Origin of the sequence: Sphingomonas aerolata (genome assembly GCF_023935825.1) — a bacterium.
GTDB classification, from domain to species: Bacteria; Pseudomonadota; Alphaproteobacteria; order Sphingomonadales; family Sphingomonadaceae; genus Sphingomonas; species Sphingomonas aerolata.
Genome location: NZ_CP098762.1, coordinates 2,791,436 through 2,818,122, shown reverse-complemented (window position 1 = coordinate 2,818,122; position 26,687 = coordinate 2,791,436). Strand labels below are relative to the sequence as shown.

20 protein-coding genes are annotated in these 26,687 nt (G+C 67.4%); 10 read left to right on the top strand and 10 right to left on the bottom strand.

All coding sequences use genetic code 11. From position 1 onward, the window contains the following. Positions 1-90: 90 nt before the first annotated feature. A complete protein-coding gene (gene mltG, locus NEF64_RS12690; RefSeq protein ID WP_056405617.1) occupies positions 91-1,059 on the top strand; it encodes an endolytic transglycosylase MltG in 969 nt (322 codons plus the stop codon). Between the two features lie 252 nt (positions 1,060-1,311). Here mltG and eda read toward each other — a convergent pair whose 3' ends face one another. From eda to NEF64_RS12650, 8 genes are all read right to left on the bottom strand, one after another. Next, positions 1,312-1,932 (bottom strand): bifunctional 4-hydroxy-2-oxoglutarate aldolase/2-dehydro-3-deoxy-phosphogluconate aldolase, encoded by a 621-nt coding sequence (gene eda, locus NEF64_RS12685; RefSeq protein ID WP_056405618.1) that lies wholly within the window; start codon positions 1,930-1,932, stop codon positions 1,312-1,314. After that, positions 1,929-2,897 (bottom strand): glucokinase, encoded by a 969-nt coding sequence (gene glk, locus NEF64_RS12680; RefSeq protein ID WP_056405619.1) that lies wholly within the window; start codon positions 2,895-2,897, stop codon positions 1,929-1,931. The genes eda and glk overlap by 4 nt, the downstream gene beginning before the upstream one ends. An 88-nt stretch (positions 2,898-2,985) precedes the next feature. Then, positions 2,986-4,800: a phosphogluconate dehydratase gene (edd, locus tag NEF64_RS12675; protein ID WP_031440817.1), complete on the bottom strand. Its 1,815-nt coding sequence runs from the start codon at positions 4,798-4,800 to the stop codon at positions 2,986-2,988. A 1-nt stretch (position 4,801) separates the two neighbouring features. Further along, positions 4,802-5,506, bottom strand: a complete 705-nt coding sequence (pgl, locus tag NEF64_RS12670; protein ID WP_031396120.1) for a 6-phosphogluconolactonase — start codon at positions 5,504-5,506, stop codon at positions 4,802-4,804. Between the two features lie 251 nt (positions 5,507-5,757). Further along, the gene (gene zwf / locus NEF64_RS12665; protein WP_037528659.1) at positions 5,758-7,221 is read right to left on the bottom strand and encodes a glucose-6-phosphate dehydrogenase; all 1,464 of its coding nucleotides are present in this window, start codon (positions 7,219-7,221) and stop codon (positions 5,758-5,760) included. 23 nt (positions 7,222-7,244) lie between these two features. Continuing rightward, positions 7,245-8,174 (bottom strand): N-acetyl-gamma-glutamyl-phosphate reductase, encoded by a 930-nt coding sequence (gene argC / locus NEF64_RS12660; protein WP_056405620.1) that lies wholly within the window; start codon positions 8,172-8,174, stop codon positions 7,245-7,247. Further along, positions 8,171-8,602, bottom strand: a complete 432-nt coding sequence (locus tag NEF64_RS12655) for a hypothetical protein (RefSeq protein ID WP_235516291.1) — start codon at positions 8,600-8,602, stop codon at positions 8,171-8,173. Before NEF64_RS12655 ends, argC begins: the two co-directional genes overlap by 4 nt. Beyond that, the gene (locus tag NEF64_RS12650; protein WP_031395049.1) at positions 8,541-8,858 is read right to left on the bottom strand and encodes a MarR family transcriptional regulator; all 318 of its coding nucleotides are present in this window, start codon (positions 8,856-8,858) and stop codon (positions 8,541-8,543) included. Before NEF64_RS12650 ends, NEF64_RS12655 begins: the two co-directional genes overlap by 62 nt. Positions 8,859-9,093: 235 nt before the next feature. Between NEF64_RS12650 and secG the strand changes: the two genes are divergently transcribed. Together secG and NEF64_RS12640 are read left to right on the top strand one after the other, a co-directional pair. Beyond that, complete coding sequence (gene secG, locus NEF64_RS12645) at positions 9,094-9,486, top strand: preprotein translocase subunit SecG (protein WP_031395050.1); 393 nt, start codon at positions 9,094-9,096, stop codon at positions 9,484-9,486. Positions 9,487-9,570: 84 nt separating this feature from the next. Further along, complete coding sequence (locus NEF64_RS12640; RefSeq protein WP_031395051.1) at positions 9,571-11,205, top strand: CTP synthase; 1,635 nt, start codon at positions 9,571-9,573, stop codon at positions 11,203-11,205. 365 nt (positions 11,206-11,570) lie between these two features. On the opposite strand, the gene NEF64_RS12635 is transcribed toward NEF64_RS12640, so the two are convergent. Beyond that, the gene (locus NEF64_RS12635) at positions 11,571-12,035 is read right to left on the bottom strand and encodes an Hsp20 family protein (protein ID WP_252573810.1); all 465 of its coding nucleotides are present in this window, start codon (positions 12,033-12,035) and stop codon (positions 11,571-11,573) included. A gap of 242 nt (positions 12,036-12,277) precedes the next feature. Here NEF64_RS12635 and NEF64_RS12630 point away from each other — a divergent pair, with 242 nt between their 5' ends. The 7 genes from NEF64_RS12630 to NEF64_RS12600 all read left to right on the top strand — a co-directional run bounded on the left by NEF64_RS12630 (position 12,278) and on the right by NEF64_RS12600 (position 24,289). Beyond that, positions 12,278-14,752 carry a TonB-dependent receptor gene (locus NEF64_RS12630; RefSeq protein ID WP_056405622.1) on the top strand — a complete coding sequence of 825 codons (2,475 nt, stop codon included), beginning with the start codon at positions 12,278-12,280 and terminating at the stop codon, positions 14,750-14,752. A 478-nt stretch (positions 14,753-15,230) separates the two neighbouring features. Then, positions 15,231-16,481 carry a lipoprotein-releasing ABC transporter permease subunit gene (locus tag NEF64_RS12625; RefSeq protein WP_031396032.1) on the top strand — a complete coding sequence of 417 codons (1,251 nt, stop codon included), beginning with the start codon at positions 15,231-15,233 and terminating at the stop codon, positions 16,479-16,481. Then, positions 16,474-17,187, top strand: a complete 714-nt coding sequence (locus tag NEF64_RS12620; RefSeq protein ID WP_056405623.1) for an ABC transporter ATP-binding protein — start codon at positions 16,474-16,476, stop codon at positions 17,185-17,187. The genes NEF64_RS12625 and NEF64_RS12620 overlap by 8 nt, the downstream gene beginning before the upstream one ends. Next, entirely contained in the window at positions 17,184-17,780 is a 597-nt protein-coding gene (locus tag NEF64_RS12615) for a GNAT family N-acetyltransferase (protein ID WP_056405624.1), read from the top strand. Before NEF64_RS12620 ends, NEF64_RS12615 begins: the two co-directional genes overlap by 4 nt. Then, positions 17,777-18,253: a glutathione peroxidase gene (locus NEF64_RS12610; protein ID WP_192070122.1), complete on the top strand. Its 477-nt coding sequence runs from the start codon at positions 17,777-17,779 to the stop codon at positions 18,251-18,253. The genes NEF64_RS12615 and NEF64_RS12610 overlap by 4 nt, the downstream gene beginning before the upstream one ends. An 866-nt stretch (positions 18,254-19,119) precedes the next feature. Then, the gene (dnaE, locus tag NEF64_RS12605) at positions 19,120-22,677 is read left to right on the top strand and encodes a DNA polymerase III subunit alpha (protein WP_056405626.1); all 3,558 of its coding nucleotides are present in this window, start codon (positions 19,120-19,122) and stop codon (positions 22,675-22,677) included. A gap of 19 nt (positions 22,678-22,696) precedes the next feature. Continuing rightward, on the top strand, positions 22,697-24,289 hold the full coding sequence (locus NEF64_RS12600) for a long-chain fatty acid--CoA ligase (RefSeq protein WP_252573808.1): 1,593 nt from the start codon (positions 22,697-22,699) through the stop codon (positions 24,287-24,289). 9 nt (positions 24,290-24,298) lie between these two features. Here the strand turns inward: NEF64_RS12600 and NEF64_RS12595 are convergent, their stop codons facing one another. Next, positions 24,299-26,077, bottom strand: coding sequence for a cation:proton antiporter domain-containing protein (locus NEF64_RS12595; RefSeq protein ID WP_056405628.1), 1,779 nt, complete (start codon positions 26,075-26,077; stop codon positions 24,299-24,301). Between the last annotated feature and the right edge of the window lie 610 nt (positions 26,078-26,687).

Sequence of the window (26,687 nt, the reverse complement as noted above, 5' to 3'; positions counted from 1 at the left end):
CCGGCGAAGGCCGGGGTCCAGTTGGAATGGTCTATCGATAGAAGCGAGCCGTTCGCCCAACTGGGCCCCGGCCTCCGCCGGGGAACTTTAATGCGCAAGGTCGGCTGTTTCGGAGTGATCCTCGCCCTCGTGGCGGTCGTCGCGCTGTTCCTCGTCGTCCAGGGCTGGGGCGGCGCCGGCCCGGCCGCGCGCACGCTCACCGTCCAGGTCGCGCAGGGGTCAAGCCTCGCCGCCGCCGCGACCGAGCTCGAAAAGGCCGGCGCGATCCGCTCCGCCAGCCGCTTCCGCCTCTACGCGCGCATCTTCGGCTCGGGCGATCCGATCAAGGCGGGCGAATATCGCATCCCCGCACAGGCCAGCCCGTCCGATATCCTCAAGCTGATGCAGGGCGGCAAGGTCGTCCAGCGGCTGGTCGCGGTCCCCGAGGGCTATCCCTCGGTCCTCGTCCACGACGCGCTGATGAAGGCCGACGGCCTGACCGGTACCGTGCCCGTCCCCGCCGAAGGCTCGATCCTGCCCGACAGCTATGCGTTCGAGCGCGGCGACACGCGCGCCACGGTCGTCGCGCAGATGCAGTCGGCGATGACGGCGTACCTCGCCAAGGCCTGGGCGGCGCGCAAGCCGGGCATCGCGGTGGCGACCCCCGAACAGGCGATCATCCTCGCCTCGATCGTCGAGAAGGAAACCGGCAAGCCGTCCGAGCGTCGCATGGTCGCCGCGGTTTACGGCAACCGTCTGCGCGTCGGCATGCCGCTCCAGGCGGATCCGACAGTCATCTACCCGATCACCAAGGGGCGCCCGCTCGGCCGCCGCATCCTGCGCTCCGAACTGCAGGCGAAGAACGGCTACAACACCTATGCCAGCCCCGGCCTGCCGCTCGGCCCGATCGCCAATCCCGGCCGCGCCTCGATCGACGCGGTGCTCGACCCGGCACAGACCCAGGCGCTGTATTTCGTCGCGGACGGCACCGGCGGCCATGTCTTCGCCGACACGCTCGACCAGCACAACGCCAACGTCCGCAAATGGTACGCCATCCGCAAGGCCCGCGGCGAGATGTAATCGCCCCCTCGGCGCCCGACAGCATGGCGCCGGGTCGCTCAGCCACCCCGTTCGTCCCGAGTAGCTGCTGAGCGAAGTCGAAGCGGCGTATCGAGGGACAATTGGCGCACGGGCCCCCTCCGTCGATACCCCCTTTTCGGATAAGCGGTGCTTCGATACGAGCCCTCGATACGCCCCATCGGGGCTACTCGGCCTCTACTCGGCACGAACGGGAAGGGGGGGACGTGGGCACCAGTGCCGCACGTCCGATCCTTACCCCCGCAGCGCGTTCGCCGCGCGTGCCTTCATCTCGATCTCGGCCATCGTGCCGCCGGTCACCCAGCTGCCGCCGACGCACAGCACCGGCTTGAACGCCAGCCACTCGGGCGCCGACGCCTCGGTGATCCCGCCGGTCGGGCAGAACCGCGCCTGATAGAACGGCGCCGCCAGCGCCTTCAGCGCTTTCAGCCCACCGCTTGCCTCCGCCGGGAAGAACTTGAAATGCGTGAGGCCGAGGTCGAGCCCGGTCATGATGTCCGCGGCATTGGCGATGCCCGGCAGGAACGGCACGCCGCTCTCGATGATCGGCGTCGCGAGCCGCTCGGTCAGGCCGGGCGAGACGATGAACTCGGCGCCCGCGTCCATCACTTCGGCGAACTGGCGCGTGTTGATGACGGTGCCCGCACCGACGATCGCACCCTCGACCTTCTTCATCTCGGCGATCGCCTCGAGCGCGGCGCCGGTGCGCAGCGTCACCTCGAGCACGCGCAGGCCCCCTGCGACCAGCGCCTCGGCGAGCGGACGGGCCAGCGCCGCGTCCTCGATCACCAGCACCGGGATGACGGCGCTGGTCTGCATGATGTTTGCAATGGTGGGCAAGGCTGTGGCGGTCATTGCGTGTGTTCCTGTGCGAAGGCAGCCGCGGCGCCGAACAGGCCGGGCTGGGGATGGGTGATCAGCTTGACGGGCATCGCCGCCATCATCGTCTGGAACCGGCCCTTGGCGACGAAGCGCTGGTCGAAGCCCGAGCGTACCAGACGGTCCTTGATCCGGAAGCCGAGCCCGCCCGCGATCACCACCGCCTTGGCGCCCTGCGCGAGCGCAAGATCGCCCGCCACCGCGCCGAGCGCGAGGCAGAAGCGGTCCAGTGCGGCCAGCGCGATCGAATCGGTGCCGTCGATCGCCTCGGTCCAGATCGTCCGGTCGTCGCGGCTGGGCACCGAACGCCCCTCCATCTCGGCCAGCGTCTCGTAGATCGCGACGATCCCCGGCCCGGCGACGACGCGCTCGGCCGACACCCGCGTGAAGGTCTTGCGCAGCCGCTTGAGCAGCGCATCCTCGATCCCGTCGAGCGGGGCGAAATCCATGTGACCGCCCTCGGTCTCGAGCACCTGGTACCGGTCGCGGTGCCGCAGCAGCTGGGCGACGCCCAGGCCGGTGCCCGGCCCGCAGATCGTCGTGATCCCCTCGGACGGCAGCGGCGTGTCGGGTCCGCACAGATGGATGAAGTCGCTGTCGGGGACCTGCGCGACGGCATGGCCGACCGCGCCGAAATCATTGACGACGACCCACTGGTCCGCGTTCAGCCGCTCGGTGATCAGCGACTTGCGGATGATCCACGGATTGTTGGTCAGGCGGATCACATCGTTGGCGACCGGTGACGCGACCGCGATGCCCAGCGCGTGGGGCAGGGGCCGTCCCAGCCCCGCCTCGAACGCCTGATAGGCGGTCTGCAGCGACGCATGATCCGCGGTCTTCATCGTCACCGGCTCGCCCAGCTTGACGACGCGGCCATTCTCGACCTCGGCAATCGCAAAGCGCGCATGCGTCCCGCCGATATCTGCCGCTACGATTTCCATTGGTCTCTCCCGATCCTTGATCTCTTATCGCCGTTCGTCCTGAGCGACGTCGAAGGACATCGCCCGGAACGAACGGTTCGCGCGGGCTTTAAAGCCCCGCGCCCGCCAGCATCGCCGACGCGCCCTTTTCGGCCTCGTCGGCCAGCCCGCGGAACATGCCGAACAGCTCTCGGCCCATGCCGCTGACCGCGGGCGGCAGCGTCACCATCTCGCGCGTCGCCCACACGTCCGCATCGACCAGCGCTTCCAGCGTGCCGTTGACCGCATCGACGCGGATCATGTCGCCGTCGCGGATCAGCCCGATCGCGCCGTCGAGCAGCGCCTCGGGCGAGCAATGGATCGCGCACGGCACCTTGCCGCTCGCGCCCGACATGCGGCCGTCGGTGACCAGCGCCACCTTGAACCCGCGATTCTGCAGCACGCCCAGCGGCGGGGTCAGCTTGTGCAGCTCGGGCATGCCGTTGGCGCGCGGCCCCTGGAAGCGGACGACGACGACGACGTCCTTTTCCAGCTCGCCGCGCTTGAACGCCTCGATCACGTCGAGCTGGTCGTCGAACACCATCGCCGGTGCCTCGACGATCCAGCGATCGCGCTCGACCGCGGACACCTTGATGCACGCGCGGCCGATATTGCCCGCGAGGATCCGCATGCCGCCATCCGCCGAGAACGGCGCGGTGGCGGGGCGCAGGATCGTCTCGTCACCGCTGTCGGGCGTGTCGCGCCATTCGAGCGCGCCGTCCGCGACGACCGCGGTCTTCGCATAGGCCGACAGATCCTGTCCGCCGATCGTCATGATGTCGCCGTGGAGCAGCCCTTCGCCCAGCAGTTCGCGGATCACATAGGGCATGCCGCCCGCCGCCTCGAACGCGTTCACGTCCGCCGAACCGTTGGGATAGACGCGTGCGATCAGCGGCACCGCGGCCGACAGGCGATCGAAATCCTCCCAGTCGATCACGATCCCCGCCGCACGCGCGATCGCGGGGACGTGGAGCAGGTGGTTGGTCGACCCGCCCGTCGCGAGCAGGCCGACCGCCGCATTGACGATCGCCCGCTCGTCGACGCAGCGGCCGAGCGGCCGGTAGTCGTCGCCGCGTGCCCCGATCTTGGCGAGCCTATGGACCGCCGCGCGCGTCAGTTCCTGGCGCAGCTTCGTGCCCGGATTGACGAACGCCGCGCCCGGCATGTGGAGGCCCATGACCTCCATCATCATCTGGTTGGTATTGGCGGTGCCGTAGAAGGTGCAGGTGCCCTTCGAATGATAGGCGCCGATCTCCGCCTCGAGCAGTTCCTCGCGGCCGACCAGCCCTTCGGCGAACTTCTCGCGCACCGCGGCCTTGGCCTTGTTGGGCAGCCCGGTCGGCATCGGCCCACCTGGGATCAGCACCATCGGCAGATGCCCGAAGCGCAGCGCGCCCATCAGCAGCCCCGGCACGATCTTGTCGCAGATGCCGAGCAGCGCCGCGCCCTCGAACGTGCCGTGGCTCAGCGCGATCGCCGTGCTCAGCGCGATCGTGTCGCGGCTGAACAGCGACAGCTCCATCCCCGGATAGCCCTGCGTCACGCCGTCGCACATCGCCGGCACGCCGCCCGCGACCTGCGCGGTGGCGCCGGCCTCGCGCGCCCAGACCTTCATCAGTTCGGGATAGCGGTAATAGACCGCATGCGCCGACAGCATGTCATTATACGCCGTCACGATGCCGATGTTCATGCCGGCATCGGCCTTCATCGCATCGCGGTCCTCCTCGGTTCCCGCATAGGCGTGCGCGAGATTTGCGCAGCCCAGCGACGGCCGGCGCACCTGCGCCTCGCCCTCGCGGTCGATCAGCGCGAGATAGGCGGCGCGGCTGTCGCGTGACCGTTCGATGATCCGGTCGGTGACCGCGGAGACGACGGCGTTCAGCATCTCAGGCGGCCCAGTGGATGTCGACGGGCAGCTCGACCTCGGCCAGCACGCGCCCGATCGGATATTTGGACGACGGACCCTGCTCGATCGCCTGTTCGAGCAGCGTCTTCTTCTCCTCGCCGGTGATCATGATCATCAGCGCCTTGGACGAAGCGATCGCCGCCGCGGACAGGGTGACGCGCGCGACCGGCGCCTCGGGGGGCAGCGGCTCGGGCATCACGCCCACCGCGCGGCGTTCCTTGGGACCGCTCAGCGCCTCGTCGAAATCGGGGCCGGGGAAGATCGACGCGGTATGGCCGTCGGTGCCCATGCCGAGCAGGCAGAAGTCCAGCGGCCAGTGCAGGTCCTGCATCAGCGCATCCGCCGAGCGGCCAGCGGCCTTGTAGTCGGAGATCGCATCGGGGACGATCGGCTTCACCCGCGCACCCTTGGGCAGGAAGATCTTGGCGAGCGCGGTGACGTTCGACATCGGATCGCCCAGCTTCACGATCCGCTCGTCGCCGGGGATGATCGTGACCTTCTTCCAGTCGAGCTTGGCCTGGGCGAGCTTCTCATACGCCGCCATCGGCGTCTTGCCGCCCGCCAGCGCGATCACCGCCGAGCCGCGCGCGTCGAGCGCGCTCTCGATGACGAACTGGATGTCGCCGGCAACCGCGGCTGCGAGCTCTTCGGTGTCCTCGTAATCCCACCATTCGATCTCGGTCATATGCTCAAACTCACTTAGAAATTAGTGTTCGTGCCCAACAGTTCAGGTCGTGTCCGCCAGTCCCGTTCGCACCCAGCAGTCCCGTTCCTACTCAGCGGCCCGTTCGTACCAACCAGTCCCGTTCGTGCCGAGTAGGGATCGAGCGAAGCCGAGAGCCCGTATCGAGGTACAATGCCACAACCGGGCCGATCCCTCGATACGCCATCTCGACAAGCTCGACGGCTACTCGGGACGAACGGAGGAAAACATGCTCAGTCGTCCTGCCAGGTCACGCCGTCGCGCTCGGTCAGCGCGATCGCGGCGGACGGGCCCCAGCTGCCCGACGGATAGCTTTTGGGCTTCATTCCGTTCGCTTTCCAGCCCTCGCGGATCGCATCGATCCAGGTCCACTGCGCCTCGACCTCGTCGCGTCGCACGAACAATGTCTGGTCGCCCTCGATCAGGTCGAGCAGCAGCCGCTCATAGGCGATCCGTCGGCGCGTGCCCGCAAACTCGGCGTCGAGGCTGAGGTTGAGCGGCACCTCGCGCAACCGCACGCCCTCGCGGTCGAGACCCGGTTCCTTGGCCATCACCAGCAGCTGGACATGCTCTTCGGGCTGAAGGCGGATGATCAGCATGTTGGGCTGGAGCAGCCCGCCGCGCCCTGCGAACATCGAATGCGGCACCGCCTTGAACTGGATCGCGATCTCGCTGCCGCGCGCCGCCATCCGCTTGCCGGTGCGCAGGTAGAAGGGCACACCCTGCCAGCGCCAGTTGTCGACATGCGCCTTGATCGCGACGAACGTCTCGGTGGTCGACGTCTGGCCGAGCTCTTCCGAATAGCTCTTCACGAACTTCCCGTTGACCGCGCCCTCGGCATATTGCCCGGTCACGGTGACGTGCGGCGCCTCTTCGGGCTTGATCAGCCGGAGCGATCGGAACACCTTCGACTTCTCGTCGCGCACGTCAGTGCCCTCGAACCGCGCCGGCGGCTCCATCGCGATCAGCGCGAGCAGCTGCAGGATATGGTTCTGCACCATGTCGCGCAGCGCGCCCGCGCTCTCGTAATAGCCCGCGCGTTCTTCCAGCCCGACCGTCTCGGAGATCGTGATCTGGACGTTGTCGATCCCCTGCGCATTCCACACCGGCTCGAAGAACGAGTTGCCGAAGCGCAGCGCCAGGATATTCTGGACGGTTTCCTTGCCCAGATAATGATCGATCCGGTAGGTCCGGTTCTCGGGAAACGCCTTGGCGACCGCGTCGTTGATCTCGCGGCTCGTCGGCAGGTCATAGCCGAGCGGCTTTTCCAGCCCGACGCGGACCGTCTCGCCCGCCAGTCCGACCTTGTGCAGCCCTTCGATCGCCGATTCGAACAGCGACGGCGCGGTCGACAGATAGATGGCGAGCCCGCCCGAAATGTCGCCGATCTTGTCCGCCAGCGGCTGGAAGCTCGCCGGATCGGACAGGTCGGTCGGCTGGTAATGCACGCGCTCGAGGAACGCGTCGATCGTCCCCGCATCCTTGCGATCGTCCTTCAGATACTCGTCGAGCGCGGCTCTCGCAAAGGTGCGATACGCTGCGTCGTCGTGATCGTGACGCGCCGCGCCGGTGATCGTCAGCCCCTCGGGCAGCAGCCCGTCGGCGTGCAGGCCATAGAGCGAGGGCAACAGCATCCGCTGCGCGAGATCGCCGGTGGCGCCGAACAGGAGCAGCTTGGCTACGGGATTACGGTGCATGAGAGCTCCTGGGTCAGTCGGTCTTACGAAACCAGACCGGCGACCGGGTCGACCCCGGCCATGATGTTGAGGTTCTGGACCGCGGCGCCGCCGGCGCCCTTGCCCAGATTGTCGAGTGTCGCGACCAGCCGCGCGTGACCGGTCGCATCGTTGCCGCAGACGCGCAACGTCAACCGGTCGGTTCCGGCATTTTCCTCGATCGCGATCGCCGCCGCATCGCCCGCCGCCACGCTCACGAGCGCCGCGCCGTCATAGGCGTGCCGCAGCACGTCCTCGACCGCCGCCAGCGTTGGTCGGCCGGGCAGGGCATGAAGGTGCAACGGCACCTCGACGACCATTCCGCGATAGGTGTTGGCGACCGCGGGCGCGAAGATCGGCGCATGCGTCAGCGCGGCATGCTGCGTCATCTCGGCGATATGCTTGTGCGCGAGGCCCAGCGCATAGGCGCGGAACGCGGTCGGGGTGGCGCCGGCCCCCTCGAACTCGGCGATCATCGCCTTGCCGCCGCCCGAATAGCCCGATGTCGCGTTGACGCTCAGCGGATGGCCCGCCGGCAGCAGCCCGGCCGCGACCAGCGGGGCTACGAGCGCAAGGAAGCCGGTCGGATAGCAGCCGGGGTTGGACACCCGCGTCGCCGCGGCGATCCGCGCCGCCTGGCCCGGCAGCTCGGCGAACCCATAGGTCCAGCCCGGCGCCACGCGGTGCGCGCTCGATGCGTCGATCACCCGCGTGCGGTCATTGTCGATCAGCGCGACCGCTTCGCGTGCGGCGTCGTCGGGCAGGCAGAGGATGACGAAATCGGCATCGTTGAGTGCCGCGCGGCGTGCCGCGGGATTCTTGCGGTTCGCCTCGTCGAGCAACGCGATCCGGATGTCGGACCGCCCGGCGAGCCGGTCGCGGATCTCGAGCCCGGTGGTGCCCGCCGCACCATCGATGAACACCGTCGCGGTCATGCCGCCACGGCCTTACTGTCCGGCAGGTCGAGCGCGTCGATCTCGACATAGCCGACCAGCCCGTGCGGCTGCGCGACCCCCCAGGCGGACGATCCGGCGATCTCGAGCACTTCGATCGTGTCGCCGACCGCCAGCGCGGTGACCGTCTCGCTCGCCGTGTCACGGCCCGCGCGCAGCGTCGCGGTGCGCGCGACCAGCCGGATCATCGGCACCGCATAATGCGGCGCAAAGACATGCTCGGCGAGGCGGATGTCGGCAATGTCGCGGCGGACCGCGTGCGTGCGCAGGTCGAGATCGACCGAACGCCCGGTCAGCGCGAAACTCTGGCGACGCGAGTCGGCAGAATCACGCGGCTGAATGACGCCGTCAGGCTGTCGCGGCGCGGGGCGCGGCGTCGTTATCGCCGATGAACTGCCCGAATTCTTCAAGAAAATCTGCCCCTTCACTCGTCCGCGCGACGAAGATGTTGCGCTTGTCGCTATCGTCGCGTTGCCGGCGCAGATAGCCGAGGGCACCCAATCTGTTCAAGGCGCGCGTGACGACCGGCTTCGATACGTTCAGTGCACGCGCCAGACCGCGCACCGTATGCGGGCCGGGTTTGAGATAGACGAGCAGCAAAAGCGCCATCTGGCGATTGGTCAGATCCGGTTCACCCGAACGGACATAATCGACCAGAGCCGTCATCCACGTCGATAGAGTATTGACTGCCATTGATGCCACAGCGTTGATCCGCCATCTGAATTTCAGGGTCTACGTCCCGTTAAGGAACGTCATTACGCTGTCACAACGCCCGCCCGCACGGCTTGTTTCCGTGTGTTTCGGTGTCGCGTGCGATATCCGGAGCCCGGGATGCGGTTGATCGTTGCCGCCGGCTCGCCTATGTGCGCGGCTTCGTAAAAGTTCCGGGGTTTTCCGCGCAATGTTCGCCTTCCTGCTTGTCATCCACGCGATCATCGCGGCCGCCCTCGTCACCGTGATCCTCATGCAGCGGTCGGAAGGCGGCGGTCTGGGCATGGGCGGCAGTCCCTCGGGGCTGATGTCGGCCCGCGGCGCCGCCGATTTCCTGACGCGCGCAACCGGCGTGCTGGGGACGATGTTCGTGCTGTTCTCGATCCTGCTCGCGATCCTCGCGGCGAATCACCGCAGCACCGACATCGACACGTCGCTCGCCCGCACGCCCGCCGCCGCCGCCACCGCGGTTCCGACCGCGGAGCCCAAGGGCGATGCGGCACCCTTCGCCGGTGGTGCAGAGAATGCCGGCGCCGCCGCACCGGCGCCTGCCGACAATGGCGCGGTCCCGCTCGCCCGCTAAACACTCCATTCGCCGACAAAAGCGCCCTGCGTGATCCGCGGGCGCTTGTCGTTCGTCCCCAACACACGCTACGAGACTCTTCCCATGGCTCGGTACATTTTCATCACCGGGGGCGTGGTATCGTCGCTCGGTAAAGGTCTCATGGCGGCATCGCTTGCCGCCCTCCTCCAGGCACGCGGCTACAGCGTCAGGATCCGGAAGTTCGATCCGTATCTGAACGTCGATCCCGGCACGATGTCGCCCTATCAGCACGGCGAGGTCTATGTGACCGACGACGGCGCCGAGACCGATCTCGACCTCGGTCACTATGAACGCTTCACCGGCGTGCCCTCGCGCCAGTCGGACAACGTCACCTCCGGCCGCATCTATCAGCAGATCATCGCCCGCGAACGCCGCGGCGACTATCTCGGCGCGACGGTGCAGGTCATCCCGCACGTCACCGACGCGATCAAGGCGTTCGCGCGGGCCGAGACCGACGATGTCGACTTCGTGCTCTGCGAGATTGGCGGCACCGTCGGCGACATCGAATCGCTCCCCTTCATCGAGGCGATTCGCCAGCTGAAGAACGAGGAAGGGCGCGGCAAGGCGATCAGCATCCACGTGACCTTGGTTCCCTATATCGCCGCTGCGGGCGAGCTGAAGACCAAGCCGACCCAGCATTCGGTCCGCGAACTCGCCGCCCTCGGCGTCCAGCCCGACGTGCTCGTCTGCCGCTGCGAACACCCGCTGCCGCCGTCGGAGCGCGCGAAGATCGCGCTGTTCTGCAACGTCCCCGCCAGCGCGGTCATCCCCGCGCTCGACGCGAAGAGCATCTATGCGGTGCCGCTGCAATATCACGGCGAGGGCCTCGATATCGAGGTGCTGCGCGCGTTCGGGATCGAACCCGCCGCCGCGCCGGACCTGTCGCGCTGGACCGAGATCATGGACCGGCTGACCAATCCGCAGGGCGAGGTCACGATCGGCGTGGTCGGCAAATATGTCGGCCTGCAGGACGCCTACAAGTCGCTCAACGAGGCGCTGGTCCATGGCGGCATCGCCAACCGCGTCAAGGTCAACGTCCGCTGGATCGACGCCGAGCTGTTCGAGAATGCCGAGAGCGACATCGCCGGCCAGCTCGAGCCCTGCGACGCGATCCTCGTCCCCGGTGCATTCGGCGAACGCGGCGCGGAGGGCAAGATCGCCTCGGTCAAGTTCGCGCGCGAGCGCAAGATCCCCTATTTCGGGATCTGTTTCGGGATGCAGATGGCCTGCGTCGAGGGCGCGCGCGGTCTCGGCGGCGTGCCCGACGCCTCGTCGACCGAATTCGGCCCGACCGACAAGCCGGTGGTCGGCATGATCACCGAATGGATGGGCCGCGAGGGTCTCGAGACGCGCGCGGCCGAGGGCGATCTCGGCGGCACGATGCGGCTCGGCGCCTATGACGCCAAGCTCGACGGCAACAGCGTCGTCGCGGCGATCTATGGCGGCACCGACATCTCGGAACGCCATCGTCACCGTTACGAGGTGAATACGGGGTACAAGGACGTGCTCGAACAGGGCGGTCTGGTCTTCTCGGGCATGTCGCCCGACGGCACGCTGCCCGAGATCGTCGAGCGTCCCGACCATCCCTGGTTCGTCGGCGTCCAGTTCCACCCCGAACTCAAAAGCAAACCCTTCGACCCACACCCCCTGTTCGCCAGCTTCATCGAAGCCGCGGTCAAACAGAGCCGCCTCGTCTGACTCGACCGGGCGCCCTCACGGGCGCCCGCAAGGGCGAAATATCGATCACGCGAAGGCGCAAAGGCGCAAAGGGACCCAAAATCTTAGCGCCTTCGCGCCTTCGCGCGAACAAAACTCGCTGCGCCCGATCCGAACAGAAGAATGTGTTCACGCGGAGACGCGGAGACGCGGAGTGCATTCGTGGCCTATCGCAGCCAGCCTCACTCAGGTTCGCGCAGGATTTCATGAGGGCCGCAACGCGGCCAGGAAAATCTCCGCGCCTCCGCGCCTCCGCGCGAACAAATTTCTTCTAAACGCCGAACCCCAGACACAAAAAAGGCGCCCGGACCCCAAGGATCCGGACGCCCCACCGCGCTGACCAAAAATCAGGCAGCCTGATCGACAGCAACCGTATCGACCGCAGCCAGCGGCGCGCCGGTCTTGATCGCGATGCTCTTCGGCTTCATCCCCTCGGGCACTTCGCGGACCAGGTCGATCACGAGCAGCCCGTCGTTCAGCCGCGCATCCTCCACCAGCACGAAGTCCGCCAGCTCGAACCGCCGCTCGAACGAGCGGTTGGCGATGCCGACATGGAGCAGCTGGCCCTCGGGCGCGCGCTCCTCCTTCTTGCCCGCGACCAGCAGCAGGTTCTGCTGCGCGGTGATCGCGATCTCGTCGCGCGAGAAGCCGGCGATCGCCAGTGTGATGCGGTAACGGTCCTGTGCGATCCGCTCGAGGTTGAACGGCGGGTAATTGTCGGACGTCGCGCCGCGCGCGTTCGTCTCGATCATGTCGAACAGCCGGTCGAACCCGACGGTCGAGCGGCGATAGGGGGTAAGGTCGAGTCGCATGGTCAAATCCTCGTCTTGAGCAATCCAACTTCAGCCCTGGCCCGCCTATGCGCGGCCCGGGCACACGGCCCATCAGGCGCCGTGCGGCAGTGATCTGGTCACCCCGCAAAAACCTTCAAGATCGCCCCGCCAAGATTTTTTCCAGGCCCCCGATAGCGCAGCTTTGCGCCCGCAAAGCCGTTCCCGATTGAAATCCCACCAAATCAATGGACTTTTAGCGCCAAGGTTCAAGGGAGACGATTATGGCCCATATTTTCGCGATGCTGGTCGCCGCACAGGCGGCCGCATCACCGCTGCCCACACCCGCCGATCAGGCCGCACCCGCGCCGCAGGACGCACAGCGCGACACCGGCCGGCTCGGCGCGGCACAGCAGGGCGGGGGAGACATCGTCGTCACCGCACGCCGCCGCGCGGAGACGATCCAGAGCGTGCCGATCGCGATGTCGGTGATCGGCGGCCAGGCGATCGCCGACACCGGCGCGTACAACGTCAACCGCATCACGCAGCTTCAGCCGACGCTGCAATTCTACTCGACCAACCCGCGCAACTCCGCCGCCAACATCCGCGGGCTCGGCGCGCCGTTCGGCCTTACCAATGACGGCATCGAACAGGGGGTCGGCATCTATGTCGACCAGGTCTATTACAGCCGCATCGCGTCGGCGACGTTCGACTTCACCGACACCGAACGGATCGAGATCCTGCGCGGGCCGCAGGGCACGCTCTACGGCAAGAACACCACCGCGGGCGCGATCAACATCTACACGCGCAAGCCCAGCTTCACCCCCGAGGCGCGGATCGAGCTCACCACCGGCAATCTCCGCTTCGTCCAGGCCAAGGCGTCGGTGTCGGGCCCGCTGGTCGACGACAGGCTCGCGATCCGGCTGTCCTCGTCGATCACCCGGCGCGACGGCACGATCCGCAATCTCCGCACCGGCAAGGACGTCAACGCGCAGGACAATCAGAGTCTGCGCGGCCAGCTCTTCTGGCACGCGACCGGCAATCTCGATCTCACGCTGTCGGGCGATTATAATCACCAGAACCCCGATTGTTGCGCGCAGATCTTCGCACGCGTCGGCACCACGCAGCGGCCCGTGTCGCGGCAATATGACGCGCTCGCCGCCGCGCTCAACTACACCCCGCCGTCGCGCGACGCGTTCGACCGCGTGACCGATCTCGACACCCCGCTGCGCGCACGGCAGGAGCTGGGCGGCGCCGCGCTGCTCGCCGAATGGGATCTCGGACCAGTGTCGCTGACCTCGGTCTCGGCATGGCGCGTCTGGGACTGGAAGCCGTCGAACGACCGCGACTTCATCGGCCTGCCGATCACCTCGGTCTCCGCCAACCCGTCGCAGCAGGAACAGGTCAGCCAGGAGGTCCGCCTCTCGTCGAACGGCCGCAACACCGTCGATTACGTCGCCGGGCTGTTCTACTTCCACCAGACGATCGACACGCAGGGGCTCCAGGTCCAGGGCGCCGCCGCCAGCCGCTATCTGCTCAACCCGACCAGCGCGAACGCATCCAACCCCGCGGTGCTCGACGGCCTGACCGCGACCAACACGATCGGCTTCAAGAACACGTCCGCGGCCGGGTTCGGCAAGGTGACGTGGCACATCGCCGACACCCTCTCCTTCGCCCCGGGCCTGCGCGTCAATTACGACAGGAAGACCGGCTCCTATGTCTCGGTCGTGACGACGGGGACGGGGGCGGGGGCGGGGGCGGTGCTCAACTGTTCGACCACCGCGCAGGCGGCCAGTTCGGTCACGCGCGACCGGTGCAGCACGCTCGCGCCACAGGTCTACACCCCCGCCTTCGACGACTGGAACGTGTCGGGCGACGCCACGCTCGCCTATGACGTCGCTCAGGACATCCACGCCTATGCGACCTATGCACGCAGCTACAAATCGGGCGGCATCAACCTGTCGGGGCTCCCGCTCGACGGCGCGAACAACCCGATCCTCGCCTCGGCGACGGTCAAGCCCGAGACGGTCAACCATTACGAACTGGGACTCAAGACGCAGTTTCTCGACCGCCGCGTGACGCTCAACCTCGCGGGCTTCTGGACCGAGATCAACGATTACCAGGCGACCGTCACCAACGGCCAGCTGGGCGTACTACGCGGCTATCTGGCCAATGCGGGCAAGGTGCGGACGCGCGGGTTCGAATTCGACTCGGCGTTCCGCCCGACGTCGCGCTTCAACCTCTACGTCAACGGCGCCTATACCGACGCCAGATATGTCCGCTTCGTCGATGCGCCATGCCCGCCCGAGCTGTCGGGCGGCACTACCGCCACCGCGGGCCAGATCCCAAGCCCGGCAGGGACCCCGGGCGGGATCAGCCCCGCAAACTGCGACATATCGGGCCAGCGTCTGCCCGGCATCTCGAAATGGGCCTTTTCCTACGGCGCGGAGTACGACCTGCCCGCGCGGATCGGCGGTCTCGATGGCCAGGTGTATCTGGGCTATGACGGCAGCTATCGCTCGACCTTCTCGTCCAACCCGTCCGCCTCGGCCTATACGAACATCAAGGGCTATGCGCTCGGCAATGTCCGGCTGGGCTTCCGCGGCGAGGACCGGCTGAACGTCTTCGCCTGGGTCCGCAACGTCTTCGCCAAGGATTATTACGAATTGCTCGCGCTGCAATCGGGCAGCACGGGGCTGGTCGTCGGCCAGCCGGGGGATCCGCGCACGTACGGCGTCACGATCTCGCGCTCGTTCTGATACGGTTCACAAACGCTGCTCTACTCTATCTGCTATAAAGAGAGATCCGGGCGAAGGGTGAGAATTGGAAGCTCCCACTCTTCGTCCGGTGCCTGTTGCACTTCGGGGGTTCCGGGAGCGGCGAATAGTGTATTCGTTGTAAGGAAAATGGCCCGGACAAGCAAACGCCCGGACCGTTTCCGATCCGGGCGCCTGCGTGACGATCGCTCGTCAGCCCCCATTTTGTCGCTTCCGCTCTGCACCTTCGGTGCGGCGTCAAAGCATTCCCCGAACCACGGCCGTTGCCTGTGTCTCAGCGAGGTTTTTGCTAAGTAATTGCGTGGTGTTTGTCACCCTGTTTGCGGGGCGCGCCACACGATTGGCAGGGGGCTGTGTCGAATCCGCAACAGACCAATCCAGACGCGGCCATGGTTGCCTCGCGCGGGGCCGCGTCCTAGAGCCGATGGACATCTCTTCTAACGATCGAACCCCCGCACCCATGATCCTGTCACGCTATGAACGGATGATCGCCCGGCGCTATCTGCTGCCGGGCAAGGGCGAGGCGTTCATCTTCCTCGTCGCCTCGATCAGCCTGGTCGCCGTCATGCTCGGCGTCGCCGCGCTCGTCATCGTGATGAGCGTGATGAACGGCTTCCGCGCCGAGCTGTTCGACAAGATCGTCGGGCTCAACGGCCATGCGGTGGTCCAGCCGCTCGGCGGCCGGATGCCCGACTGGCGCGAGATCGTCGCACAGGCGCGCGCCACCCCCGGCGTCACCAGCGCGGTGCCGCTGATCGAACAGCCGCTCGCCGCCACCTATAACGGCCGCGCGGAGGCGGTGCTGGTCCGCGGCATGCGCGTCGACGACATCCGCCGCAACTCGACGATCCAGGACAAGGTGCTGATGGGGTCGCTCCAGTCGATCACGCAAGGCTCCGGCCGGATCGCGATCGGCTCGCGGCTCGCCGAGTCGCTCGGTGCGCAGGTCGGTTCGGACATCTCGCTGTTCAGCCCGCAGGGGCAGACCACGCCGTTCGGCACCGTGCCGCGCATCGTCAGCTACAAGGTCGGCGCGATCTTCGAGATCGGCGTCTATGACTATGACAAGGCGTATATCATCATGCCGATCGAGGATGCGCAGACGCTCCTCCTGATGGGCGATGCCGCGGGCATGGTCGAGCTGAAGACCGTCGATGCGGACAAGGTCGGCGAGATCCTGAGGCCGCTCGCCGAGAAGATCGGCGGCCGCGCGGTCATCCAGGACTGGCGGACGATGAACGCGCAGCTGTTCGAGGCTTTGGCGGTCGAGCGCGTCGCGATGTTCACCGTGCTGTCGATCATCATCCTCGTCGCGGTGTTCAACATCCTGTCGTCGCTGATCATGCTGGTCCGCGCCAAGACGCGCGACATCGCGATCCTCCGGACGATGGGTGCGACGCGCGGCGGGCTGATGCGGATCTTCATCGTCGTCGGCACGACGATCGGCGCGCTCGGCACGCTCGCCGGGCTCGGGCTCGGCTTCGTCTTCCTGTTCTACCGGCAGGGCGTCGTGAACTTCGTCCAGCTCGTGACGGGGCAGAATCTCTGGGATCCCTCGATCCGCTATCTGACCGAACTCCCGTCGAAGACCGATCCGGTCGAGATCATCGTGATCGCGCTGATGGCGCTGATCTTCAGCTTCCTCGCCACGCTCTATCCGGCCTGGAAGGCGGCGAGTACTGACCCAGTGCAGGTGCTGCGTTATGAATAATGGCCTTCCGATCGAGCGGCGCAGCGCGCAGGCGTACGACTATGTCCTGCAGACCAGCGGTCTGACCAAAAGCTTCACGCAGGGCGGCGCGACGATCGACGTGCTGCGCGGCATCGACCTCGGAATCGCACCGGGTGAGATCGTCGCGCTGCTCGGCCCCTCGGGCTCGGGCAAGTCGACCCTGCTCCAGGCGGTCGGCCTGCTCGAAGGTGGCTTCCAGGGATCGATCAAGATCGCCGGTACCGAGGCGTCGAAGCTCAACGCGCATGACCGCACGGTGGTACGCCGCGACAGCCTCGGCTTCGTCTATCAGTTCCATCACCTCCTCCCCGATTTCAACGCGACCGAGAATGTCGTCCTGCCACAGCTCGTCCACGGCGCGACGCGCGCACAGGCGGATGCGCGTGCGGCCGAACTCCTGACCCAGCTCGGGCTCGGCCACCGCCTCACGCACCGCCCCAGTCAGCTCTCAGGGGGCGAGCAGCAGCGTGTCGCGGTAGCCCGCGCGCTCGCCAACAAGCCCGCGCTGGTGCTGGCGGACGAGCCGACCGGCAATCTCGACGAGCATACCGCCGACATCGTCTTTGCCGAATTCGTCCGGCTGGTCCGCGAACAGGGCACCGCGGCGCTGGTCGCGACCCACAACGAACGGCTCGCCGCGCGGATGGACCGTGTGTTCCGGCTGCACGAGGGCCGGCTGGCTTGAGCTGGGACGCGACACCGACGCTCGTCGGGCGTCATGTCACGCTCCGCCCGCTGGTCGCGGAGGACAAGGACGCGCTCGTTGCCGCCGCGTCTGCGGATAATCTCTGGGACCTGTTCTACGCCAATGTCGCGCTGATGAAGGCGCCCGATCGCTGGCTCGCGGCGGCGTTCGAGCAGCAGGACTTTGGCCGCGCGCGGGTCTTCGCGGTGGTGGTGGACGGCATCGTCCGCGGCAGCACCCGCTTCATGCGGATGAGCGCGGCCAACCGGCGGCTCGAGATCGGCGGCACCTTCTACGCCACCGCGGTCCAGCGCACCGGCGTCAACACCGAGGCCAAGCGGATGCTGCTCGCCCACGCGTTCGACACGCTCGGCTGCGAATGCGTCCAGATCCGCACCGACAGCCTCAACAAGCGCTCACAGGCCGCGATCGAGCGGCTCGGCGCGAAACGCGACGGCGTGCTGCGCGGGCATCAGGTGATGGCGGACGGCCGCTTGCGCGACACCATCGTCTACAGCATCTTGTCGCACGAATGGCCGGGCGTCCGTCAGAACCTGACCTATCTGCTCGCCCGACACGAGGACCGCGCATGACCATCACCGACTTCACCGTGAAGGCCGCCAACGGCACCCCCGCGTCGCTCGCGGCCTATGCCGGCAAGGTGCTGCTGATCGTCAACACCGCCTCCAAATGCGGCTTCACCCCGCAATATGAAGGGCTCGAGGCGCTCCACCGCGACTATGCCGACCGCGGGTTCGAGGTGCTGGCCTTCCCCTGCAACCAGTTCGGCGCGCAGGAACCCGGCGACGCGGCGGAGATCGCGAACTTCTGCACGCTCACCTACGACGTGACCTTCCCCGTCTTTGCGAAAGTCGACGTCAACGGCGGCGAGGCGGACCCGCTGTTCGACCGCCTGAAATCCGACGCCCCCGGCGTGCTGGGGTCGAAGGCGATCAAATGGAACTTCACCAAGTTCCTGATCGACCGCAACGGCAAGGTCGTCGACCGCTACGCCCCCACCACCAAACCCGCCGACATCCGCACCGACATCGAAAAACTGCTCTAGCGCGCCCTTCCTACCACCCCGGCGAAGGCCGGGGCCCAATTGGAAAGGTCGCCGTAACGAAGCGCAGACCTCGGTCAGCAACGTCCCCCAACTGGGCCCCGGCCTCCGCCGGGGTGGTAATTGTGGGCGACACCCGCACCAAAAGACTGTTCCCCCGCAAAGGCAGAGACCCAGCCCGGCGCGTCCCGCACCCTTCCGGACCACCCCGGCGAAGGCCGGGGCCCAGTTGGAAAGGCCACAGTAACGAAGCGTAGACCTCAGTTAGCAACGTCCCCCACCTGGGCGCCGGCCTCCGCCGGGGAGGTGCTTGTGGGCAGCACCCGCACCAAAAGACTGTTCCCCCGGAAAGGCAGGGACCCAGCCCGGACTCCCACCTCCTTTCCTACCACCCCGGCGAAGGCCGGGGCCCAGTTGGAAAGGCCACAGTAACGAAGCGCAGACCTCAGTCAGCAACGTCCCCCAACTGGGCCCCGGCCTCCGCCGGGGAGGTGCTTGTGGGGAGCACCCTCACCACAAGGATGTTCCCCCGCGAAGGCGGGGGCCCAGCCCGGCGTCCCGCTCCCTTCCGGACCACCCCGGCGAAGGCCGGGGCCCAGTTGGAGAGGCCACAGTAACGCAGCGCAGACCTCAGTCAGCAACGCCCACCAACTGGGCCCCGGCCTCCGCCGGGGTGGTAACTATAGGCAGCACCCGCACCACAAGACTGTTCCCCCGCGGAGGCGGGGGCCCAGACTGGACTCCCGCCTTCGCGGGAGAACAGCCTCGAACCAAAAACCCACACACACAGACTCAACTCATCCCGTCCCACCCCGCACCCCCCGCCATCGCGTCTGGTCGAATCACGCCGCAACGCCTACCTCTCACCCATGCATTCCGGTTACGTCCCGCTCCGCGTCTTTTCCTGCTACACCATGCTCGACGGCGCGATCGATCCCAAGGCGATCGCCAAGCAGGCGCGCGCGCTCGGCTTCCCCGCCGCCGCGTTGACCGACCGCAACGGGCTCTACGCCGCGATGGCCTATTCGGACGCCGCCAAGAAGGATGGCGTCCAGCCGGTCATCGGCGTGATGCTCGGCCTCAGCCGCCCCGACATGCCCGACGGCATCGCCACCCCGTTCGACTGGATCGCGCTCTATGCGCAGAACGCGAAGGGCTATGACAATCTCTGCGCACTCGTCTCGATGGCGCATCTCGACCGCCCGATCGAGATGCCAGCGCATGTCGATTTCGCCGCGCTCGAGCGCCATGCCGACGGGCTGATCGCACTGACCGCGGGCGGCGAGGGCGGTCTCGCCCGGCTGTTCGCGGAGGGCCAGCCCGACCGCGCCCGTGCCTATCTCGGCCGCCTCGAGGGGCTGTTCGGCGACCGCCTCTACATCGAACTGTCGCGCCGCGGCGACGCGACCGAGATCGCCGCCGAGGACGCGCTGATCGACATCGCGTACGAGCGCAACCTGCCGCTCGTCGCGACCAATCCGTGCTGCTTCACCGAGAGCGCGTTCGGCGATGCGCACGACGCCATGCTCTGCATCGCGCATTCGACCTATGTCGAGACCGAGGACCGCATCCGCAGCTGCCCCGAAGCGTGGATGAAGCCCGCGCCGGTGATGCACGAGATGTTCGCCGACCTGCCCGAGGCGATCGCCAACACGCTCGTCGTCGCCCAGCGCTGCGCGGTGATGGCGCCCTATCGCAAGCCGATCCTCCCCAGCCTCGCCGGCGATATCGAAGGCGAGGCGAAACTGCTCCGCGACGATGCCGAGGCCGGGCTCGAGGCGCGTCTCGCGCGCATCACCGAACTCCACGGAGAGGCCGAGGACGGCTGGCGCGACGTCTATCGCGCGCGGCTCGCCTTCGAGGTCGACGTGATCGTCCAGATGGGCTTTCCGGGCTATTTCCTGATCGTCGCCGACTTCATCAAATGGGCGAAGGACCATGACATTCCGGTCGGTCCCGGCCGTGGCTCGGGCGCAGGCTCGGTCGTCGCCTGGGCGCTGACCATCACCGATCTCGACCCGATCAAGCTGGGGCTCCTGTTCGAGCGCTTCCTGAACCCCGAACGCGTGTCGATGCCCGATTTCGACATCGACTTCTGCGAAACCCGCCGCGGCGAGGTGATCCGCTACGTCCAGGAGAAATACGGCCGCGACCAGGTCGCGCAGATCATCACCTTCGGTAAGCTGAAGGCGCGCGCGGTGCTGAAAGACACCGGCCGCGTGCTGCAGATGAGCTATGGCCAGATCGACCGGCTGGCAAAGCTCGTCCCCAACCACCCGACCGATCCCTGGACGCTCGAGCGCGCGCTGAACGGCGTCGGCGAACTCGCCAAGGAATATGCCAACGACAATGGCGTGCGAAAGCTGCTCGATCTGGCGATGAAGCTGGAGGGGCTGCCGCGCCACTCGTCGACCCACGCCGCCGGCGTGGTGATCGGCGACCGGCCCTTGGCCCAGCTTGTGCCGCTCTACCGCGATCCGCGCTCGGACATGCCCGTCACGCAGTTCGACATGAAATATGTCGAGGGCGCAGGGCTCGTGAAGTTCGACTTTCTCGGGCTGAAGACGCTCTCGGTGCTCCAGAAGGGCGTGCAATTGCTCGCCAAGCGCGGGATCAAGGTCGATCTCGACGCGCTCGAATGGGATGACGCGGGCGTCTACGCGCTGCTCCAGAAGGGCGACACGGTCGGCGTGTTCCAGCTCGAATCGGAGGGTATGCGCCGCACGCTGTCCGCGGTGCGCCCGTCCAACTTCGGCGACATCATCGCGCTCGTCTCGCTCTACCGACCGGGCCCGATGGACAATATCCCGTCGTTCGGCCGCCGCAAGAACGGCACCGAGACGATCGAATATCCGCACCCTGCGCTCGAATCGATCCTGTCGGAGACCTACGGGATCTTCGTCTATCAGGAGCAGGTCATGCAGGCCGCGCAGATCCTCGCGGGCTTCTCGCTCGGCGGCGCCGATCTGCTGCGCCGCGCGATGGGCAAGAAGATCAAGGCCGAGATGGACGCACAGCGCGCGATCTTCGTCGAGGGCTGCGCGAAGGTGAACGCCATCCCCAAGGCGAAGGCCAACGAGCTGTTCGACTTGATCGACAAGTTCGCCGGCTACGGCTTCAACAAGAGCCACGCCGCCGCCTATGCGCTGCTCGCCTACCAGACCGCGTGGCTGAAGGCGCATCACCCGCACGAATTCTTCGCCGCGTCGATGTGCTACGACCTGCACCAGACCGACAAGCTCGCGATCTTCACCGACGACATGCGCCGTCTGGGCATCGCCACGCTGCCGCCCTGCATCAACGCGAGCCAGGCCGAGTTCGACGTCGAGGTGCTGCCCGACACCGAGGAAGAAGACAGTTCACCCGCGAAGGCGGGTGCCCAGACTGGGTCCCCGCCTTCGCGGGGAAACAATCTGGCGGTCCGCTATGCGCTCGGCGCGCTGAAGAGCGTGGGCGAAGGCGCGATGGAGAAGCTCATCGTCGAGCGCGTCCAGAACGGCCCGTTTGCCGGGCTCGACGATCTCGCCAAGCGCGTCGACCCGCGCCTGCTCAACAAGCGCCAGCTCGAAACGCTCGCCGCCGCGGGCGCGTTCGACGGGTTCGAGCCCAACCGCGCCGGGATCCACGCCACCGCCGAGACGATCCTCGCGATCGCCGCGCGCACCCACGCCGCCAAGACCAGCGGGCAGGGCGGTCTGTTCGGCGATGCAGAACCCGCGGGCGACGCGATCAAGCTGCCGCCGTCGGTCCGCTGGACGCTCAGCCAGCGGATGGATCAGGAGAAGGAGGCGTTCGGCTTCTACTTCTCCGCGCACCCGGTCGACCGCCACCGCCACATCGCCAACAGCCACGGCGCGCGCGCCTATACCGCCTTGTCGGAGCTCAACATTCCCGACGACGGCAGCCGCGCCGGCGCGACGATGGCGGTGCTGGTCGAGGATGCGCGCTATCGCACCTCCGCGCGCGGCAAGCGCTTCATGATGGCGCAATGCTCGGACGCCAGCGGCCAGTTCATGGCGACCTGTTTCGACGATCAGGTCTCGAAGGATCTGGAAGACGCCGCCAAGGCGGGCGGCTGCGGGCTCATCACCGTCGAGCTCGACCGCAAGCCCGGCGAGGACACGCCGCGCGTCAGCATCAAGCGGATCCAGCCGTTCGAGGGGCTCGCCAACATTGCGCGCTTCCAGGTCGTCGTGACCATCTCGGACATGGCCGCCTTCGCCGGGCTCGCGTCCTTGCTCGCCGATCACCGCGGCGCGCGCGGTGAGGTGCGGGTCCGCGCGATGCTCCCCGACGGCGAGGTCAGCATCCTGCTCGGCCGCGATTTCCTGCTCGACGGCGAGCTTGCAGAGCACATCGAGTCGTTGCACGGTGTGACAAAGGTGGAGCTCAAGACCTCAGAAACGCGGCTGGCTCTCGTCGGATAAACAGCTTGGGAGAGCGGGAATGCTGGGTGGAATGCAGGACTTCGAGCTTCGCGTCCCCCGGCTGATCGACCATGCCGCGCGCGAACATGGCCGGCGCGAGATCGTCAGCTACTGGGCGGACGGCCGCGAGACCCGCACCGACTGGTCCGGGATCGCACGCGACGCGAAGAAGCTCGCGCAAGCTCTTGAGAAGCTTGGCGTCCGTCCGGGCGACCGGGTCGCGACGCTGGCCATGAATCACGCGCACCACCTGATCGCCTGGTATGGCACGATCGGGATGGGCGGGGTGATCCACACGATCAACCCGCGGCTGTTCGACGAACAGCTCGTCTATATCGCCAACCACGCCGAAGACCGGGTGATGCTCTACGACAAGGCCTTCCAACCCATCGTCGACCGGCTGCGCGGCCAATGGTCGAGCGTGCGGCACTATGTCTGTTTCGACGATCTCGGCCCCGACGGCTTCCGCGCGCTGCTCGACGAGCAGGATGGCGACTATGCCTGGGTCGAGGGGCCGGAGCGCGATCCGTGCATGCTCTGCTACACCAGCGGCACCACCGGCAATCCCAAGGGCGTGCTCTACACGCACCGCTCGACGCTGATCCACGCGATGGCGGAGGTCGCGCCCTGGGTGTTCGATCTGTCCCCCAGCGCGGTCGTGCTGCCGGTCGTGCCGATGTTTCACGCCGCCGCCTGGGGGCTGCCCTTCGCCTGCGCGCTGTCGGGGGCAAAGGTCGTCTATTCGGCCATCAACGATCCGGGCGTGCTGTGCCGGCTGATGAACCAGGAGCATGTCACGCATTCGGCGGGCGTGCCGACCGTCTGGCTCGCGCTGTTCGGGCATATCGACGCGACTGGCGAGGCGCCCGAGCATCTGAAGCTGGTGACGATCGGCGGCGCCGCGGCACCGCGCGCGATGATCGACCGGATCATGACCATGGGCGCGTCGGTCAAGCATCTCTGGGGCATGACCGAGACCTCGCCGATCGGCACCGCGGGCTTCGCGCCGCCGCACTGGGACATGATGACGCATGACGAGAAGCTCGATCTCGTCACCAAGCAGGGCAGCGTCCCCTTCGGCATCGAACTGCGCATCGTCGACGATCAGGGGCAGGTGCTGCCACGCGACGGCTCGATCGCCGGCTCGCTCCAGGTCCGCGGCCCCTGGGTGGTGCAGCGCTATTTCGGCGCGGACAGCGACGCGGTCGACGCGGAGGGCTGGTTCGACACCGGCGACGTCGCGATGCTCCACACCGACGGCACGATGCAGATCACCGATCGGTCGAAGGACGTCATCAAGTCGGGGGGCGAATGGATCAGCTCGGTCGATCTCGAAAACGCCGCGATCGGCTGCCCCGGCGTCGCGGAGGCCGCGGCGATCGGCATCCACCACCCCAAATGGGACGAGCGCCCGCTGCTGATCGTCGTCCGCAAGCCCGGCAGCACCGTCACCGACACCGCGATCCGCGATCACCTGGCCCGGCACGTCGCCAAATGGTGGCTCCCCGACGCGATCGTCTTCGTCGACGAACTGCCCCACACCGCAACGGGCAAACTCCTGAAAACCGCGCTCCGCGAACGGTTCAGGGACTTCACCCTCACCGACGCCTGACGCCCTGCGCTAGACCTTCCGCGGCGTCCGCTTGGCCTTGCGGACCCGCGGCTCGACCAGCATGTCCGCCGCGGCCTTGATCTCCTGCCGCAGTTCGTCGCGCTTCTCGTGGATCGACGCGATCACCGGCCCCATCGCGACGCCCAGGTCGACCAGCACCGCCTCCGCCAGCTGCAGCGAGCTCTCCAGCGTCTCGGGCACCGCATCGGTCACGCCCGCGCGGTACAGCTCGGCAGCATGCGCGGTATCGCGCGCGCGCGCGACGATCGGCAAATTGGGCGCCAGCAGCCGCACCCGCCGCGCCAGCCGCACCGTCAGCACCGGGTCGTCCATCGTCAGGATCAGCGCCTTGGCGGTATCCAGCTTCAGCCGGTCGACCAGCTCGGGCCGCGCGACGTCGCCGAACAGCACCGGATGCCCCTGCGCCCGCGCGGCTTCGACCGAGTCGATATCCGCCTCGACCGCGACATAGCGCTGGCCGTGCACCGCGAGCATGTCCGCGACCATCCGCCCGACCCGGCCGAAGCCGATCACCACCGTCCCCGGACCCTCCTCGTCGATCTCGACATCGCCCGCATCGGCGACCGTGCGACTCTCCAGGTGGCGCGACACGGTGCGGCCGAGCTTGGCGAGCAGCGGCGTGATCGTCAGCCCGATCGCGGTCACCGTCTGCCAGAAGCTCGCGGTCGATGGCAGGATCAGCTGCGCCTGCGCCGCGGTCGCCAGCACGATCAGCGTCGTCTCGGACGGGCTGCCCATCAGCAGCCCGGTCTCCGCCGCCACCCCGCGCCGCGAATTGGCGACGCGCAGGAACAGGAACGTCACCACCGCCTTGGTTGCCACCACCCCCGTCACCGCGAGCAGCAGCGACGGCCAGTTCTGCGCGATCAGCCGCAGGTCGAGGCTCATCCCCACCGTGATCAGGAACACGCCGAGCGCCAGCCCCTTGAACGGCGCGGTGATCACCTCGACCTCGCTGTGATATTCGGTCTCCGCGATCAGCAGCCCGGCGAGCAGCGCGCCGACGATCGGCGACAGCCCCGCCGCGGTCGTCGCGACACTCGCCACGATCACCACCAGCAGCGACGCCGCCAGGAACAGCTCGGGGCTCTTGGTCCGCGCCGCCTGCCCGAACAGCCGCGGCAGGATCAGCCGCCCGCCGACATACATCGCCACCACCGTGGCCGCGCCGCGCAAGGCGACGCCTGCCAGGTTGCTCCACCCGTCCGCGGTCGCGGTCGGCGCCAGCGCGCCCAGCACGAAGATCAGCGGCACCAGCGCCAAATCCTCGAACAGCAGCATCGCAAACGCCCCGCGCCCGACCGCGCCGGTCGTCCCGACCAGCGGCAGCACCAGCGCGGTCGACGACAGCGCCAGCGCAAAGCCCAGCCCGATCGCGCCCGCCCAGCCTTGCCCGATGAAATGCAGCGCGACCGCGATGATCATCGCCGACCCGATCAGCTCGGCCGCCCCCGTCCCGAACACCAGCCGCTTCATCGACCAGAGCCGCCGGAACGACAGCTCGAGCCCGATCGAGAACAGCAGCAGGATGATCCCGAACTCGGCGAACGGCTCGATCGCCTCGGGGTTGGAAATCGTCAGGTAATAGAGCCACGGCACCGCCCCGGTAAGCGAACCCAGCCCCGCCGGCCCGACCAGCAGCCCGACCAGGATGAACCCGATCACCGGACTGACCCTGAACCGCGCAAACGCCGGGATCACCAGCCCCGCCGCGCCGAGAATGACGAGTGTGTCGCTGAAACCCTGATTGTCGAGCCGTAATGCCATCCCCCGACCTTAGGCGACGCCTCCCCGATTCGTCAGGGAATAATACCGCCCCACCGCCGCGCGGTTCGTGCGCCTGCGAGCGGCAGCGCGGGGGGGGGGGCGGGGCGAGCCGCGCTTGGCTGGGCCGAGGTGGGCCGAGCCGAGCCAAGCCAAGCCAAGCCAAGCCAAGCCAAGCCGGGCAGCGCAATGCCGGGCATCGAACACCGACATCCACCTCCACCCGTCATCCTGACGAAAGTCAGGACCCAGAGCCAAGCAGCGCACCGCCCGTAACCCTGGATCCTGACTTTCGTCAGGATGACGGCGGTGGCGGGGCTCAGAGCAGGCCGGGGCGGGGCGGGGCGGGGGCGCGGCGCGGAGCAGGCAGCGATTGACCAGCGCAAACCGAAGCTGCGCAAAGCCAAGCCCCGCTACTCGGCAACGACCCACGCCCCACCCCCCAACCCGTCATCCTGACGAAAGTCAGGATCCAGAGCCAAGCAGCGCGGCGCGCGTAACCCTGGGTCCTGACTTCCGTCAGGATGACGGCGGAGAGGGCCAGGACCGGAAAGCTAAAGCAGGGGAGTTGGAGAGCCGGGAGGGCCGTGGACGCCGGGCCGGCCGAGCCTCG

Bases quoted from the DNA above. Each gene is read 5' to 3' on its own strand.
- mltG (WP_056405617.1), top strand. From the start codon at position 91: ATGCGCAAGGTCGGCTGTTTCGGAGTGATCCTCGCCCTCGTGGCGGTC.
- eda (WP_056405618.1), bottom strand. From the start codon at position 1,932: ATGACCGCCACAGCCTTGCCCACCATTGCAAACATCATGCAGACCAGC.
- glk (WP_056405619.1), bottom strand. From the start codon at position 2,897: ATGGAAATCGTAGCGGCAGATATCGGCGGGACGCATGCGCGCTTTGCG.
- edd (WP_031440817.1), bottom strand. From the start codon at position 4,800: ATGCTGAACGCCGTCGTCTCCGCGGTCACCGACCGGATCATCGAACGG.
- pgl (WP_031396120.1), bottom strand. From the start codon at position 5,506: ATGACCGAGATCGAATGGTGGGATTACGAGGACACCGAAGAGCTCGCA.
- zwf (WP_037528659.1), bottom strand. From the start codon at position 7,221: ATGCACCGTAATCCCGTAGCCAAGCTGCTCCTGTTCGGCGCCACCGGC.
- argC (WP_056405620.1), bottom strand. From the start codon at position 8,174: ATGACCGCGACGGTGTTCATCGATGGTGCGGCGGGCACCACCGGGCTC.
- NEF64_RS12650 (WP_031395049.1), bottom strand. From the start codon at position 8,858: ATGACGGCTCTGGTCGATTATGTCCGTTCGGGTGAACCGGATCTGACC.
- secG (WP_031395050.1), top strand. From the start codon at position 9,094: ATGTTCGCCTTCCTGCTTGTCATCCACGCGATCATCGCGGCCGCCCTC.
- NEF64_RS12640 (WP_031395051.1), top strand. From the start codon at position 9,571: ATGGCTCGGTACATTTTCATCACCGGGGGCGTGGTATCGTCGCTCGGT.
- NEF64_RS12635 (WP_252573810.1), bottom strand. From the start codon at position 12,035: ATGCGACTCGACCTTACCCCCTATCGCCGCTCGACCGTCGGGTTCGAC.
- NEF64_RS12630 (WP_056405622.1), top strand. From the start codon at position 12,278: ATGGCCCATATTTTCGCGATGCTGGTCGCCGCACAGGCGGCCGCATCA.
- NEF64_RS12625 (WP_031396032.1), top strand. From the start codon at position 15,231: ATGATCCTGTCACGCTATGAACGGATGATCGCCCGGCGCTATCTGCTG.
- NEF64_RS12620 (WP_056405623.1), top strand. From the start codon at position 16,474: ATGAATAATGGCCTTCCGATCGAGCGGCGCAGCGCGCAGGCGTACGAC.
- NEF64_RS12610 (WP_192070122.1), top strand. From the start codon at position 17,777: ATGACCATCACCGACTTCACCGTGAAGGCCGCCAACGGCACCCCCGCG.
- dnaE (WP_056405626.1), top strand. From the start codon at position 19,120: ATGCATTCCGGTTACGTCCCGCTCCGCGTCTTTTCCTGCTACACCATG.
- NEF64_RS12600 (WP_252573808.1), top strand. From the start codon at position 22,697: ATGCTGGGTGGAATGCAGGACTTCGAGCTTCGCGTCCCCCGGCTGATC.
- NEF64_RS12595 (WP_056405628.1), bottom strand. From the start codon at position 26,077: ATGGCATTACGGCTCGACAATCAGGGTTTCAGCGACACACTCGTCATT.